The organism is Desulfovulcanus ferrireducens, from assembly GCF_018704065.1.
In the GTDB taxonomy this organism is placed as follows: Bacteria; Desulfobacterota; Desulfovibrionia; order Desulfovibrionales; family Desulfonatronovibrionaceae; genus Desulfovulcanus; species Desulfovulcanus ferrireducens.
Window position 1 is genome coordinate 65662 of the sequence record NZ_JAGUQP010000010.1, and the last position, 14864, is coordinate 80525.

Below are 14864 nucleotides of genomic sequence, written 5' to 3' on the forward strand. Positions count from 1 at the left end.
GCCGGAAACTGATTCAAGTATTAAATCAGCCAGGTTGCGGACGAAAATTGTCCTAAGTTCTTCCCCCCTCCAGATTCTGCTCTTCTTTAATCTGGACAAGGTGGACCTTTTTTGTTTAAAAAAACATCTTTTACAATAAACCGATGAATAAGGAGGTTGATATAATGGCCAGGCATAAAAAGATCGAGCGACGCAAAGAACTGGACAGACGCCGTCGTCGCCGTGAGAAGAGATTAAAACAGAGAATCAAAGAAGCTAAAGAAGCAGCCAAAAAAGCAAAGTCAAAGTAGTTGACTTAGTAAAAGCTGGTCTTAATATTTCTTGCTCAGAATCTTTAGTTGTGGAGGTGTGCGATGCCAATATATGAGTATCGGTGCAATGAATGTCAGCAGGTGTTCGAAGAGTGGCAAAAGGACTTTGAGGAGAGAGATGTGCCCTGCCCTATTTGTGGCGGAAGTGCTACCCGTCTTATCTCTCATTCAGCCTTTATTTTAAAGGGTAGTGGCTGGTATGTGACGGATTATTGCAATCGGAAATCTTCATCTAATAACGGCAAGAAAGAAAAGACCACGGATCAGAAAGGGCAAACAGCAACATCCAAGGCTCCCGCTAATTCCTCTGCAACTCAAAACACCAGTGGTTCTTAATGTTTAAAGGCAGCCTGAGCTGCCTTTTTTTTTGTGGGAATTATAAACTATTAAAATAAGAAGTTATGATTGAACGCTATACAAGAAAAGAAATGGGCGAGATCTGGACCCTTGAAAATAAATTCAGGGTCTGGCTGGAAGTAGAACTGGCCGTATGCGAGGCCTGGTACCAATTAGGTCTGATTCCGGAAAAAGAAATACAGGAAATCAGGGCCAAGGCTGATTTTGATGTGCAAAGAATTCTTGAATTAGAAGAAAAGACAAAACACGACGTTATAGCCTTTTTAACTGCCGTAGAAGAAAAAGTCGGTCCTGCTTCAAGATTTATACACCTGGGGTGCACTTCTTCAGACATTGTAGATACTGCCAACGGAGTTCTTTTATATCGCGCAGGCCTTTTAATTTCTAAGGCCCTGGATCGGCTTTTAGACACGCTGCAGGATATGGCCCATAAGTTTAAAGGGCGTCTGGTCATGGGCCGCACCCACGGTATTCACGCCGAGCCAACCAGTTTCGGCCTGAAAGTAGCCAATTTCTACGCCGAATTTAAGAGACACAAAGAAAGATGGGAACAAGCCCTGGAAGGCATAAGATATGGGAAGATTTCCGGCGCAGTAGGAACTTATGCACACCTGGATCCGAGAGTAGAAGAGATAGCCTGTAAAATTTTGGGGTTAAAAGTGGACCCTATTTCCACCCAGATAATCCAGCGAGATCGTTATGCCCATTATTTTACGGCCCTGGCCCTTATGGCTGGAGGAATAGAGCGTATCTGTGTGGAACTGAGGCATCTGCAACGCACGGAAGTCTTGGAAGTTGAAGAAGGATTTTCTGCCGGCCAAAAAGGATCCTCAGCCATGCCACACAAGAAAAATCCCATATCAGCAGAGAATTTAACCGGCCTTTCCAGACTGGTACGGACCAATGCCATGGCTGCTATGGAAAACATGGCCCTCTGGCATGAGCGAGACATAAGTCACTCGTCAGTAGAACGGGTGATCATGCCTGACTCGACTATCTTGATCCATTACATGCTGCATAGACTGAACAATCTGTTATCAGGACTAAGGATCATACCTGAAAATATGGACAAGAACCTAAATCTGTCCATGGGGCTATTTTTCTCCCAACGTATCCTTCTGGCTCTGGTGGACAAAGGCCTAAAGCGTCAGAAGGCATATGAGATGGTCCAGAAAGTGGCTATGCACTGCTGGGAAAACAAGGTCTTTTTCCCAGATGCCGTGCGCGAGGATAAAGTCATCTGCTCCTATCTCGACAAATCTGAGCTTGATGAACTCTTTGATCCCGCTTATTATTTAAAGCACGAAGATCTGATTTTTTCCCGGGTATTTGAAAGTCAAGGGTAAAAGCGGTAAGAGATAAATTAAAGAAAGTAATCTACCAGTCAATAACCCCAACTAGTAAACTACTTGACCAAAATAAACCTGTTAACCACTCAACTCAACAAAACATGAAAGAACTAAAAAAAAGATTAGCAAAACTTCTGTATGCTAAATCCTATAAAGAGGGTGAATTTATTTTAACCTCGGGCAAAAAAAGCGATTATTATTTTGATTGCAAACAGACTGCCCTGGATCCTGAAGGCGCCTACCTTATCGGCCGTATTTTTCTGGATATGATTATAAACAGTTCCAGACCCATCCAGGGAGTTGGGGGGATGACTTTGGGCGCTGACCCATTAGTTTGTGCCGTGACTGTGCTTTCTCACTTGCATAATTATCCTTTACCTGGCTTTATAGTCCGTAAAAAAGCAAAGGGGCATGGAACCAATCAGTACCTGGAAGGTCTCAATAATTTTGTCCAAGGCCAAAAGGTTTGCCTGCTCGAAGATGTGGTCACCACAGGCGGAACCCTTTTGACAGCGTGCAAGCGGGTTCAAGAGGCAGGTCTGGATGTGCAGGCCATTTTTTGTGTTCTGGACAGGGAGGAAGGCGGCAGAGAAAACCTGGCCCAGGCTGGCTATGAGTTAACCTCAATCTTTACGCGACAAGAATTAATCCATGTTGCCAAAAGTTAAACCAATATACCTTCTGACTTTAGCCTGGATGGTCTTTTTAGCCGGGTGCAAACTGGAACCAGCCAGTAAACTCTTATGGCCGGATTTAAGTGATCCTTATTTCCAACTGACTAAAAAGTGGACCAAAAGAGGCGTTATTTACTCGGGAATTGATACAGAAATAGAGGTTTACGCTACTTTAAAATCCCCCGAATGGAGAAAAGCCTATGTGCATAAATGGGCTAAAGTCTATTCTTTAAGCCAGAATGAAGAAAAAAAATTACAGGCAGATGAACTTAAAGCGGCCCAAAAAGAGACAGAAATTTTTCTGGCCATGTATAGCAACAAACCGGAACAGGCTGAACTTAAATTTAATAGCCCATTATGGTCAGTGTTCCTGGAGATAGAGGATAAGAAAATTTATCCTCTTGAAATCAGGCCTCTGGACTGGCCTTATGCAAAACTTAAAACATTTTTCCCCTTTGTGCACAAATGGCAGAAGAGCTATATGCTACGCTTTAGAAAACTTGAACCCCTGCAAACGGGACCTTCTGGTAATCCTATCCGCCTGACTCTTAGCGGACCTGTGGGAAAAGTAAGCCTTGAGTGGTAGAGTTTACAAATCTGCTAATTTACCTATCTGCTACAAACTTATTATGAACTACGTACTGCGTGCTACGTGCTTTCTTTTCAGCTTAAACTTTCTCTCGGTCGCCTTTTTTCTCCCTTCTATATCAAGTGCCTGGGAAGCCAACTTCTCAGCAGACCCCTCTGCTCCTGAGCTATTTTTAGCAATTGATAAAGAACGACAAAAACTCTTTATCCTATCCAACAAAAGCCCCTTGCAAAAGCTGAAGGAATTCTCTTGCTCCACTGGACAGGTTCGTGGTGATAAGCAGAAACAAGGCGATCGCAAGACTCCGGAAGGTATCTATTTTTTAGAGAAACGTCTAACTCGAGGGCTTAATTATGATTTATATGGTAAACTAGCTTTTACCTTGAATTATCCCAATCCGGTGGATCGTATTAAAGGGAAAACAGGTTACGGTATCTGGATCCATGGTCGGGGACATAAAATCACTGAGTTTGAAACCAAAGGTTGTGTAGCCCTGAATATGTCTGACATCGCTGCCCTTGAGCCCGGAATAATTCTACAAAAAACCCCGGTGGCCATTGCCAGAAAAGCAACTTGGCAGGATAAAGAAACCAATTCTGGCATTGAGACAGAAATAGTACGGTTGACTCGTGAGTGGGCCAGGGCATGGGCAAAAAAGTCTGACGAATTTTTCTCCTTTTACCATGGGGAAAAGTTTACGTTAAGCGGTCAAGACTTCAAAAGATTTACGAGGAGAAAAAAAAGACTCTTTCAAAAGTATTCCTGGATTGATGTTTATATTCACCAGCCCAAGGCTTTGGCCGGACCAGGATACGTGGTTAGTTTTTTTGGACAAGTATATCGAACGTCAACTTTTTTTTCTACAGGGATAAAGAGACTTTACTGGCAAAGATTAGAAAATAATGAATGGAAGATTGTGGGCAGCGAATGGCGACCAGGCGCTGCCGCAATGGAAAGAGAACTAAAAGGCAAGTACCTGGAAGCAAGAAAAGAAGAACTGCTCCAGTGGATTGAAAAATGGCGTAAGGCATGGGAAAAGGCAGATCTTGAAAACTATGCCCGATTTTATACGATTGATGCGGTACAAGGATCGATAAAAGGGATAAAAGCTATCCTTGCAAATAAAAAGAAAGTCTGGCGCAAAGTTGGCCGTCCCCAAAAAATAGAATGCAAAAATTTTGATATTCAATTGGATAAAGAAGGCTTCCTAATCTCTTTTGTCCAGAAATATACGAGTGAGCAAGGTTATAAAGATACTGGCATAAAACAACTAAAGGTTGCCCCCTTACCTTCCGGCTGGCATATCATCTCTGAGTCCTGGAGAAAATTGTCATGGCCAAGGTAAAATATAATGTAATTTTTATGCGCGACGATGCTTCTGTGAAGCGGTGGCGCATAAGTTCATGGTGCATAAAATTCTTTATATGTATCCAGATTGTTCTAGTTGTAATCAGTATACTTGGCACATATATGGCTTTTAAATTTTTTCAAGAAAAAGAGAAGTTGCACATATCTTTGATGCAAACATCAAAATTGCTTAACGATACAAAGTTCAAATTAAAACGACTGGAAAATGTGCAAAAGATTTTGGATAGTTATAATAGTGAACAATTGCAGACTCTTCTGGTAAATCAAAAGTTCAATACACCAAGTATGCCCCCTATTGATCTTAATGAAATCTTCCAGTCAGTAGACCTGCATCTAGTTGGGATAGAAAACATCCAGGCCAAGTATTTTAAAAACAAAATGCAGGTCCAATTTGAAGTGAATAACCTCACTTCTAGTCGGACTGTCAAAGGTCGGGTCGATTTATGTCTCATTGGCCGGGATGGCCTGGAAGTGGATATAAATATTAATGATAAAAACCTACACTTTGAAATAAACCGCTTTAAGCGCATAAAAGCAACATTTATCTTGCCCAAATCCTTGCCCAGATCAGAAATTTTTGCACTGCGTCTTAAAATCACTGACAAAACAGGAAAATTAATCTTCTGTGAGACTTATCCTCTTGCTCATATCCTTGTTTAGTCTTGTCCTGGTCTGCAGTAGCTACCCAGGACTTGCCGCAACTCGAGCCACATTTCTGGCTCGAACATACTACCCTTTGGAAGTTTACTTTCTGCAAGGAAACGAGACCGGTCCTACCATTATGATCCAGGGAGGTATCCAGGGAGATGAGCTTTCCGGCATAATTGCTGCCCAGATTTTAACCAAATCTTTGATCAAAAAAGGTAATCTGATTGTTGTGCCACGTGCTAATCTGCCGTCGATTTTTGCATTTAAGCGGCGGATCAATGTAGATCTGAACAGGCGTTTTGATCAAGATTACAACCAATATTATGAAGATTACCTGGCTCGAGCCATTAGATATGTGGTCAGCAAAAGTGATGGCCTGATTCACCTACATGAAGGCAGCGGTTTTTACTCCCCTACATACGTTAGCCACCTACGCAACCCTAAACACTTTGGCCAGTCTATAATAATCGATACCCATATTTTTGAGGACAGAATTTTTCTGGCTAGTTTGGTCCAAAGCGTACTGGGTAGGGTTAATGGGGATTTAAGTCCACCCAAATACTCTTTTCAACTTTTTAACATGAATACCTTTGCTGCTGCCACCCTTTATCCGGAGCAGAGAAAATCTTTGACATATTATACACTGCGGGAGTTAAAACTCCCTGCACTGGCCGTGGAAGTAAGCAAAAATATTCGCGACTTATCCTGGAAGGTAAACTGCCATTGTCGAATTGTTAAAGAGCTACTCAGCCAAATGGGAGTAGAGATTGAACTTCCTGTGGGGATCACCAAACTGGTTAAAGAATGGTTTAACGGTCGCATAAACATCAAAATAAATGGTCAGGATGTTGCGAAATCCTCGCAAATAACATTAACTCCTTATAAGGAACTCGACATCCAGCTAGGCCCAAATGCTGACAAAAGCGATAAGAGCTGGGCTGTAATCATTCCGGATATACCATATCTAAATCTAATAAACACAAAGTTTGTTTGCCTCAAACCCTTCCCGTACCTGGACATCGTTCAGGACGGCCAAAAAATAAAAAGAATTAATATCAACTGGAAAGGAACCTGGTTCCAAAAAGATCTTAAGCTTCCTGTTTTGGTTTACTCTCAGGACAGAGAAATTAAGCTGGCCAGGCCAGGTACACAAATTTCCGCCTATGAGGGTCAGACAATCCTTTTACATGGCCTTTGGCTGGAACACGGCCAGGAAGTGCTCAATGTAAAAGGATTTGTAACCAACGAAATTACAAATGATGGTCAGGACAAAGGGATTCCTATAGTCTTGGCTAAAAACGGATTTATGTCCAAGTATATAAAAGATAATGGCAATGATTGGTCTTTTGTGATCCAGAGAGAAACCGAACGAAAGGTTAGATATAAATGGAAGGTAAAAGTTCAGAATACAAAATTTTCCGGGTTGAGACTGGTCAAGCTTCTCCAACCTGCAAAGCAGATAGGTACAAGTACAAAAGACACCAAACAATACTTTTTATTTCCAGGAGACAAAGAATACTCTCTGGAGAGAGGAAGGTATACACTAAAATCTTTTGGCGCGGATGAAAATTTTATGTGTTTTGTAGGCGACCATCCCCTGCCCATATATCCTGATGAAAAGCTAAATTTTTTGCACAATGGTAGATATACTTTACATATATTTGAAAGTAGAAGTTTTGCCGAACTGGGACAGATAAAAATTAATATCCAATAATCTTTAATATTAACCCAATAAACCTATAAAGGGGAGACCACAATGAATAATTTTTTTGTCAATCTCCCATTAAGATATATCGCCAGAAAAAAAAGGTACCTCGATTTGTTCATTGAAAACAGGATAAATCCTGAATTGGGCTTAGAAGCCTGGAGCATGGACAAATTGGATCTTGCTTGGCATAAAAATGTAGCCGAAAAAATCCATCGTGCTGGTTTGAAAACCGCCATTCACCTCCCATTTTTGGACTTGATGCCAGGCAGCATCGACCAATATATCCTGCAGGCAACAAGAAAAAGGCTAGACAAAGCCCTGGAAATAGCCAAAATTTATGAACCTTGCCATCTGATTGGCCATCTGGCCTATGATTCTGGCCTTGACGATGACTTTTATTCTTTTTGGCTAGAAAATTCTGTACAAACCTGGCAACAAATGGCGGAAAAAACTAAAAATACCTGTCCCATCTTTCTGGAAAATGTACGTGAACAAGATCCAACTATTATTAGCGACCTTTTGAGCGGGTTGAACGGACAAGTTGGTTTTTGTTTTGATCTTGGCCATTGGTTTTCATTTGGTCATGGAAGAGAAAATAACAACCTGGGTCATTGGCTCCAGACCCTGGCCCCTTATATCCGTCATCTGCATTTGCATGACAATCATGGCCACTTTGATGAACATCTGGGCATGGGGCAGGGGAAAATTCCTTTTGTGGAGTTTTTTGCCGGCTTAGAATCTTTGGAATTGAAGCCAGGATTTACCTTAGAACCACATTCTGCTGAAGACTTGGCTTACAGTTTAAATTTTATGCACGCTAACCGGTTCTGGTTTTCTCTACTGGGAGTGAAAAAAAATTCCGTTCGTGACTTAGCCTTTAAACTCAAATAAGTTGGGGTTTGAAACCCACTTTGCCGACACTTTAAATTCCTGTGGCCACTTGGGCAAAGAAGTAAAGTCGTAACCGGGCCAAGATAGCTGCCAGGCATGCAAAAGCAGTGGATATGGCTCATGATGACCATAACGAAAGTCCCCAACAATGGGATGGTTCCTCGTGGCCAATTGGACTCGCAACTGGTGAGTACGACCCGTTTCCAGCCTTAGAGCAAGTAAACTATAGCCTGAAATTACGCGTAGCAAAAAAGCCCAGCTCCTGGCCTGCTTTCCTTTTGAAGAAATCACCACTTTTTTGGCTATGTAACTGGCAGGTTCTTTATTTCTCTGCTTTTCAACTTCCTTTCGTACAAGTAACTTATTTTCCAATTTGACCCACTTTCTGTAAGGCCAAACCCCTCTAACCCAAGCCAGGTAAAGCTTATTCACCTTACTTGACCAAATTTTTTGCATAGCCCGTAAAAAAGAAAAAGACTTGGCCACAAGAAGCAAACCCGAAGTATCCTTATCCAGACGATGGACAGGAGTCGGAGGGAAGTGACATTCCGCAAACTGAGTTCTTAAGCGGAGGACGACTGAATCTTTGTGCCCACTGCCAGGATGAACAGGCAGACCGGATGGTTTATTAATCACTAGAAACTGTTCATCTTCATAGACAATATCCAGTTTCTGATGAGATAAAATTTTACTTTCTGACTCTACACCGGAGACGTGAGGTGGTATGCGCACCTTTTGACCTGCTCTCAGACGCCCAAAAGGTTTGGCTCTTTTACCATCTATTCGGACTTGGCCGGTCCTTATCCAGCGCATTAGGGCTGAATAAGGGATTTTTTTCCTGGTTTTGCGCTGCAAAAAAGAAATAAGTTTTTGCCCGGCCTCTTCGGGCTTAATAAGCAGGTATTGCACTTCAGGCACTTTTCTTCACTCACGCTGTTCAAACGCATCTGCCAAAAATCAAAATTTACATTCTAGGGACACTAGAGAAGCGGGGAATTTATTGTTTTTTCTCCAATTCTGCCCGTCTCCGATTCCTCGTTCCTCGTTCCGCTACTTACCACCGGAAGGAGTGGCTAAATCCAATGTATAAGAGACAATAATTGTTTTTCTCTTCTTAAAACCAGTCATACCAGGATGGGTATTCACACAGACAACTAGTTCTTTGTGCCCGTCCGCGTTTAGATCGTAAACGCCATAGTCCACAATGGAGCCTTTGATGCGCCTGGTTTTCCAAAAAATATTGAGTCCAATCCCATCCCAGTACAGACAGTGGATTTCACCTTGGGGGAAAAAGCGGTAGCGACTAAAAAACTGCGAAGAAACAGATATAGGTCGACTGACCAAAAGTTCATAGCGATTATCTTTATCCAGGTTGATAGGCAGAAGCCTTGCGGGGATGTAATAAAAATCGGGGTCAGTGTCTTTGTTTTTACCCAGGCCGGGAATGGTTTCGTCCTGAACCAGACCCAGAGAGGAGGCAGCATACACTTCATCGGTTGAAGCCTGCAGGGCCTTGGTTGACGAATAAACCCGCAGATGGTCCCCGTCGTCAGCAACAATAATTTTATAGTCAGCACCTTGCGGGAGGTAAGTAAAATTAAAAACATTTGTTTTTTCCGGTACAGGGATGTGTCGCCCTAATTGATACTCTCCTCCCATTTTTACTACTTCGTAAACGCTGTCCGGCATAAAAAGACGTCCTCTGCCTGGTCTCTGTCCAATCAAGGTTGGCATATATTCAGGTGGAGTACGGACAACATTGAGAAAAAAAGGTATCTTCTCTGCTTTTACAGAGAATTTTTTGTCTCCAAAGTTGAGGATAAAGGAGCGCACAAATTCATCCTGAATGGCCGAAACTATGATTTCCTGGTAGCCATCGCGGTTTAGATCCATGAGATTGATGTTTAAACATTGATAACTGACAGGAGTCTTATACTCGGCAAGAGGGAAAAGGCGGTTGTTGACCAGAGCATAGGCGTAAACCGTGCGGTCATCCAGGACAAAAATCTCATTCTTGCCGTCATTATCTGCATCGCCCACGACCATGCCAATAGCAGAAAATTGCAAGGCCTGGCTACGCCAGCGGCCAGGTGTATTGGGTGAGCCTCCATACCGGAATTGGGGATTTAGATAAAATTCCTGACTAGGGGCATCCTCATTAAATATAAGTTCCGGGTTCATGCGGTTGATAATATTTTTATTGGCAACACTTTCCTGTTTCTTTTCAGACCGTTTAAAAATTTGCCCGTTTATTTCCCGGGCAATCTTTTCCAGGGAAGGAATAAGCTCATCCAGGGTAGTTTGCACATTATAAGGATTAAGGTTTCCTTGCCGGTCTATGACCTGGACATCCAGGCTGCATTGTTTGCCCATAATCGTAATGGAGCCAAAGATCAGATAATCCGAACCAATCTTTTGCAAAGCAGCCCTAGCCTGTTCTTTGGACTGTGGAGAAACAACTCCGGTGCTTTTAATCTTTGACTGGTCAACAGGAGTGAAGTGCTCAGGCCAGGTAAGTCTTGTAGTTAGCATGGCCTGAGTTCCCATGGACAAATACTGGTATTCCTGAGGACCAAAAATCTTAAACGGCAGTACAGTAAAGGTCTTTTGTTGCCCGGCAAAAGCGCAAAAAGCCATGGCCAATAGAGCCAGAAGAGTTAACACAACGCGTTTAAGCATAAGGACTTTCCTCCTTTTTGAGTCTCGAGTAAGCTTAAGTATTTAGAGTGCCTAATGGTTAGAGTTCGTAAAATGCTTATAGCCTCGTTGCCAATGGATTTATATCTTATTTTTTGACATACTTAAGGTTCAAGACTAGAGTCTTTTATGTCAGTTCGTCAAAGGCTATCTAGCAGTTTCTTTTTTGCTAGGCAAATACAATTCACTTTAGTGCCTGTGGCCAAACCCTATATTTTAACCGCTGATTGAAAGTCCTGGTTTCTGAAATGCATTACAAACGGCTTGGGTAACCCATCTTAGGGAAGCTTGCGGATAAGCAGAGCATCGGGATGAAAGGGCTAAATACTTTGCGATATTGACCATAACTATCGATAATAAAAAGAATATTTGTTTCACCAAAGTATCCCATTATGCTCTGTCCGCAAGCAAGTGCTAGATGGGTCCAAGTCTTTGTACCAGCATAAAAGAAACCAAGACTGAAAGAAACCTTATTTCTCCTCACAATGGATAGACGCTATTTTCGTTTAGTATGCTCAAAACAGGATGTGCCCCTGGTAGAAGAACTCCTCTTAGCAGAAGGTTTTGAATTTGAACCCGTGGAATTCTTCCCCCTGGCCCGTAAATTGATCAGGGCCCCGTTTAGCCTGGGGAATTCAATAGCTGCTTTTTTTGGACTTATTTATATCCAGGACAAATCCTCGATGCTCCCTCCTCTGTGCTTAAATCCCCCAAAACAGAGTGTGGTTTTAGATTTGTGCGCCAGCCCGGGAAGTAAAACCGGCATGTTGGCACAACTGGTTGGAGAAGAAGGATTGGTAATAGCCAATGAACCCAATGGGACGAGGCTGGCCACCTTACGCCAAAATCTATTGCAGACGAATCTCTTGAATGTAGTCACCACCAGGTATCCGGGCCAGGAATTCCCTTTAGATATTTGCTCCTTTGACTACATTCTTTTGGATGTTCCCTGCAGTGGCTGGGGCACCGTTGAAAAGCACCCTAGTGTAATCAAAATCTGGACAGAAGACAAAATAGGCCCACTTATAAATTTACAAAAAAAACTTTTGGCTCAGGCGGCCAGCCTCCTGTTACCAGGAGGCAAGCTGGTGTATTCCACTTGCACAACCAATGTTTTAGAAAATGAGGCCCAAATTGAATGGGCAGTAAAAAATCTGGACCTGGAAATCGTACCGCTTCCAAAAGTTAAAGGGGTTGAATATGAGGAGGAACAAAAGGAATTTGCCGCACAAGATACTTTACGCATAGACGGACAGAAATCTGACAGCCAGGGTTTTTTTATCGCCTGCTTGCAAAAAAAAGGGGAAAAACAAGAAATAGACAGTACCCCCAAAAAAGTTGCCTGGCAAAAGGCCAGGGAGAAAGAATTTTCACCCTACACTTGCCTGGACAAACCTGAGTTCGGCTCTTTTTATAACTTCGAGCAAAAGGTCTTTTTTTTGCCAGACAAGGCAGTTAGCCTGCTTGGCGACAAAATAAAATGGCAGGGGACATATGTCGGTAAAAACAAGAAGGATAAAATAATTATACATCCCCGCCTGCGCAGGCTAGCCCCTGGTTACGAAAAAAATAGGGGCTTGAATATAAGTGAGATAAAAACCCTAAAAGGACTAATCTCTGGACAGAGTTTGATTTGTCCGGGACAAAGTAGAATGGCTTTGCCTTTTTATTGGAAAAAAATGCCCTTGGGATGGCTTAAACTAAAAAAAGAACGTTGTTTCTGGTCGGAGAGATGATTACCAGGTTATGAAGTTGGATAGGCGTGGTAATGAAAACGAATGGATAAACAATTTTTCACACTTCCGTTCTTCCCAACTTAACGAGTACTCATCTTCTTTATTTGGAGGCATTAATGGAAGGATGTAAAAGGAGAGTAAGGCGACTTTTTTCTGACCAGTCAGGTAAAACTATTCTTTTACCTTTGGATTACGGGGTAACAGAAGGCCTGATCCCAGGACTGGAGGACTTGAAAACCCTACTCAAAGAGCTGACTCCTGAACTTGTTCAGGGAGTAATTTTACATAAAGGCTTTGCAAGAGAGTTCGGGCATTTTATAGATGCGCGGCAAAATTTGATTGTTCATCTCTCAGCCGGGACCAAACATGGCCTGCCACCATACAACAAAAGTTTAGTCTGTTCTATCCAGGAAGCATTGCGTATCGGAGCAGATGCCGTGTCTGTACATATCAATATTGGCAATGACCTGGAAGACAGGATGCTTTCCGATCTGGGAATGGTAGTAGATGAGGCCCATCAACTGGGCGTTCCGGTCCTGGCCACGGTCTTTGCCCGGGGCGGACAGATAGTTAATGAACTCGACCCAGCATTGGTAGCCCATTGTATTCGGCTTGGCGCAGAGTTAGGAGCGGATTTGGTCAAGGTCCCATTTCCTGGCGCCAAAGACAATTTTACCAAAGCGATTGCGGCCTGTCCCGTGCCCGTGCTTATTGCCGGAGGTCCGCGCCAGCCCAAGTTTGAGGCATTTGTAGACATGATTAAACAGGCAATGGACATCGGGGTCAAAGGTGTAAGTATTGGCCGAAATATTTTCCAGCACCCAGAACCTATTAAAGCCTTGGAGATAATCGCCGAAGTAGTCTCGCGCTACGGGCGGGATTGAGTCCACTATTGAATTTGTTGGGACAGCTGATGGTAGAGCTGCACTTCGTCCATCAGCTATTATCTATCACCCATAGACCATTAACCAAAATTGAATTGGAAGATTTGCCCATGCAAGACTTTTTTCAAGTAATTTCAGTTAAAGAGTTCATAAGTAAGCTAAAGGATTTTTCTCCTGTAGGCACAGTAGAGCTTCCCCTAACTCAAGCCTTTGGCCGTGTTTTGGCCCAGGACATTGTGGCCAGGGAAGATCTACCTCTGGTTCACCGGTCCTGTATGGATGGCTATGCCCTCATGGCTAAAGACAGTTTTGGGGCTAGCGAGTCAAATCCCGCTTATCTTGAAGTAGTCGGCGAAGTGGAAATTGAAAAGATTCCCGACTTTACATTGGGACCGGGGCAGTGTGCGCGTATTGTCACGGGAGGAACATTGCCCGACGGGGCCGATAGCGTGATTATGATTGAACATACCCAAGACTTGGGCGCCGGGACCATAGAAATACGCAAGTCTGTTGCCCCGCATGAAAATGTCATGCTTAAGGGCGAAGACTTTCAGGTCCATGACCTGGCCTTGAGCAGCGGAACATGCATCGATTTCAAACAGGTTGGTATCCTGGCCGCACTAGGCGTAGCCAGTGTCCGGGTATATCAAAGGGTCAAGGTGGGGATAATTTCCACAGGAGATGAGCTCGTGCCTGTCCATAAGGTGCCGGAACCGGGTCAGGTCCGCGATGTGAATAGCTATACTCTTGCCCAGCTAGTAGATAAAGCTGGCGGAGAATTTAAACTTTACGGAATTGTCCAGGATGAGCTTCAGGATATTACCTCAGCATTAGAAACCGCCACACAGGAAAATGACGTGGTTCTTATCTCGGGTGGAAGTTCCATTGGCACCAGGGATCTAACTGTTCAGGCACTGGAGAGTATTAAGGGCGTGGAAATTTTAGCCCATGGAGTAGCTATAAGTCCTGGGAAGCCAACAATTCTAGCCCGCAAAGAAAACAAAGCCATCTGGGGGTTGCCCGGCCAAGTGGCTTCAGCCCAAGTAGTTATGCTGGTCCTGACTTTGCCATTTATGAGACATCTGGCTGGCCAAAAAAATGCCTTTGCTGCAGAAGACAGGGTCCATGTTCAGGCTGAGCTTGCAAGGAATATCGCCTCAAAATATGGCCGGGAAGATTATGTTCGAGTGAAGCTTGATAATACTGATGGAAAATTAAAGGCCATTCCTATTTTAGGGAAATCCGGACTCTTGAAAACCATTGTCCAAGCTGATGGCTTGTTAAAAATACCCGATAACTTGGAAGGGTTGGAAAAGGGTACAGAAGTTCTAGTGTGGAAGATATAAAAAAGTCTGTGGACAAACCACATTTTAACTACCAGATTAGAAATCCTGGTTTCTTGAAAGCATTGCAAAGGGCTGGGTAAGCCATAGATGGGTCCAGGCATTTGCACCAGCTTGAAAGAAATCAGGATTGAAAAAATTATAAAACTCAACTTTCTCGTATGTTTACATCACCTGTTTTCAAATTTAAGAGATAAAGAAATAAGAATTTAGGCGTGACAGACCGTTCAACTAAAGAAATAAGAATTTAGGCGTGACAGACCGTTCAACTTTCTGGTGCATCAAGACACCGTAACTCAGCTTTTGGTC

At 43.1% G+C, this 14864-nt stretch carries 14 protein-coding genes; 12 read left to right on the forward strand and 2 right to left on the reverse strand.

The genetic code is table 11. The features are described 5' to 3' along the window. Positions 1–164: 164 nt before the first annotated feature. The 9 genes from KFV02_RS11430 (at position 165) to KFV02_RS05180 (ending at position 7895) form a co-directional block, all read left to right on the forward strand. The gene (locus KFV02_RS11430) at positions 165–290 is read left to right on the forward strand and encodes a hypothetical protein (RefSeq protein WP_289510083.1); all 126 of its coding nucleotides are present in this window, start codon (positions 165–167) and stop codon (positions 288–290) included. Positions 291–353: 63 nt separating this feature from the next. Further along, positions 354–647, forward strand: a complete 294-nt coding sequence (locus tag KFV02_RS05145) for an FmdB family zinc ribbon protein (RefSeq protein WP_252380465.1) — start codon at positions 354–356, stop codon at positions 645–647. Between the two features lie 65 nt (positions 648–712). Then, complete coding sequence (gene purB / locus KFV02_RS05150) at positions 713–2014, forward strand: adenylosuccinate lyase (protein ID WP_252380466.1); 1302 nt, start codon at positions 713–715, stop codon at positions 2012–2014. Between the two features lie 104 nt (positions 2015–2118). Continuing rightward, positions 2119–2685 carry an orotate phosphoribosyltransferase gene (gene pyrE, locus KFV02_RS05155; RefSeq protein ID WP_252380467.1) on the forward strand — a complete coding sequence of 189 codons (567 nt, stop codon included), beginning with the start codon at positions 2119–2121 and terminating at the stop codon, positions 2683–2685. Continuing rightward, entirely contained in the window at positions 2669–3277 is a 609-nt protein-coding gene (locus KFV02_RS05160; protein ID WP_252380468.1) for a hypothetical protein, read from the forward strand. The genes pyrE and KFV02_RS05160 overlap by 17 nt, the downstream gene beginning before the upstream one ends. A gap of 43 nt (positions 3278–3320) precedes the next feature. Next, entirely contained in the window at positions 3321–4625 is a 1305-nt protein-coding gene (locus tag KFV02_RS05165; RefSeq protein WP_252380469.1) for a L,D-transpeptidase family protein, read from the forward strand. After that, complete coding sequence (locus tag KFV02_RS05170; RefSeq protein WP_252380470.1) at positions 4613–5308, forward strand: hypothetical protein; 696 nt, start codon at positions 4613–4615, stop codon at positions 5306–5308. Before KFV02_RS05165 ends, KFV02_RS05170 begins: the two co-directional genes overlap by 13 nt. Next, positions 5274–7010, forward strand: coding sequence for a M99 family carboxypeptidase catalytic domain-containing protein (locus KFV02_RS05175; RefSeq protein ID WP_252380471.1), 1737 nt, complete (start codon positions 5274–5276; stop codon positions 7008–7010). The genes KFV02_RS05170 and KFV02_RS05175 overlap by 35 nt, the downstream gene beginning before the upstream one ends. 42 nt (positions 7011–7052) lie before the next feature. Further along, entirely contained in the window at positions 7053–7895 is an 843-nt protein-coding gene (locus KFV02_RS05180; protein ID WP_252380472.1) for a sugar phosphate isomerase/epimerase family protein, read from the forward strand. Here the strand turns inward: KFV02_RS05180 and KFV02_RS05185 are convergent. Further along, positions 7875–8813 (reverse strand): RluA family pseudouridine synthase, encoded by a 939-nt coding sequence (locus KFV02_RS05185; RefSeq protein WP_252380473.1) that lies wholly within the window; start codon positions 8811–8813, stop codon positions 7875–7877. The two genes, KFV02_RS05180 and KFV02_RS05185, sit on opposite strands and share 21 nt — an antisense overlap. Positions 8814–8945: 132 nt before the next feature. Beyond that, positions 8946–10574 (reverse strand): FG-GAP repeat domain-containing protein, encoded by a 1629-nt coding sequence (locus tag KFV02_RS05190; RefSeq protein WP_252380474.1) that lies wholly within the window; start codon positions 10572–10574, stop codon positions 8946–8948. Between the two features lie 503 nt (positions 10575–11077). Here KFV02_RS05190 and KFV02_RS05195 point away from each other — a divergent pair. The 3 genes from KFV02_RS05195 to KFV02_RS05205 all read left to right on the forward strand — a co-directional run bounded on the left by KFV02_RS05195 (position 11078) and on the right by KFV02_RS05205 (position 14558). Next, positions 11078–12328 (forward strand): NOL1/NOP2/SUN domain family protein, encoded by a 1251-nt coding sequence (locus KFV02_RS05195; RefSeq protein WP_252380475.1) that lies wholly within the window; start codon positions 11078–11080, stop codon positions 12326–12328. 116 nt (positions 12329–12444) lie between these two features. Next, positions 12445–13212, forward strand: a complete 768-nt coding sequence (locus tag KFV02_RS05200; RefSeq protein WP_252380476.1) for a class I fructose-bisphosphate aldolase — start codon at positions 12445–12447, stop codon at positions 13210–13212. A gap of 29 nt (positions 13213–13241) precedes the next feature. Then, on the forward strand, positions 13242–14558 hold the full coding sequence (locus tag KFV02_RS05205; protein ID WP_353617291.1) for a molybdopterin molybdotransferase MoeA: 1317 nt from the start codon (positions 13242–13244) through the stop codon (positions 14556–14558). Positions 14559–14864: the final 306 nt, after the last annotated feature.

What these genes read in the sequence shown, in the direction of transcription:
- KFV02_RS05160 (WP_252380468.1), top strand. Translation starts at nt 2,669, where the DNA reads ATGTTGCCAAAAGTTAAACCAATATACCTTCTGACTTTAGCCTGGATG.
- KFV02_RS05200 (WP_252380476.1), top strand. Translation starts at nt 12,445, where the DNA reads ATGGAAGGATGTAAAAGGAGAGTAAGGCGACTTTTTTCTGACCAGTCA.
- KFV02_RS05180 (WP_252380472.1), top strand. Translation starts at nt 7,053, where the DNA reads ATGAATAATTTTTTTGTCAATCTCCCATTAAGATATATCGCCAGAAAA.
- KFV02_RS05195 (WP_252380475.1), top strand. Translation starts at nt 11,078, where the DNA reads ATGGATAGACGCTATTTTCGTTTAGTATGCTCAAAACAGGATGTGCCC.
- KFV02_RS05205 (WP_353617291.1), top strand. Translation starts at nt 13,242, where the DNA reads ATGGTAGAGCTGCACTTCGTCCATCAGCTATTATCTATCACCCATAGA.
- KFV02_RS05165 (WP_252380469.1), top strand. Translation starts at nt 3,321, where the DNA reads ATGAACTACGTACTGCGTGCTACGTGCTTTCTTTTCAGCTTAAACTTT.
- purB (WP_252380466.1), top strand. Translation starts at nt 713, where the DNA reads ATGATTGAACGCTATACAAGAAAAGAAATGGGCGAGATCTGGACCCTT.
- KFV02_RS05170 (WP_252380470.1), top strand. Translation starts at nt 4,613, where the DNA reads ATGGCCAAGGTAAAATATAATGTAATTTTTATGCGCGACGATGCTTCT.
- KFV02_RS05145 (WP_252380465.1), top strand. Translation starts at nt 354, where the DNA reads ATGCCAATATATGAGTATCGGTGCAATGAATGTCAGCAGGTGTTCGAA.
- pyrE (WP_252380467.1), top strand. Translation starts at nt 2,119, where the DNA reads ATGAAAGAACTAAAAAAAAGATTAGCAAAACTTCTGTATGCTAAATCC.
- KFV02_RS11430 (WP_289510083.1), top strand. Translation starts at nt 165, where the DNA reads ATGGCCAGGCATAAAAAGATCGAGCGACGCAAAGAACTGGACAGACGC.
- KFV02_RS05190 (WP_252380474.1), bottom strand. Translation starts at nt 10,574, where the DNA reads ATGCTTAAACGCGTTGTGTTAACTCTTCTGGCTCTATTGGCCATGGCT.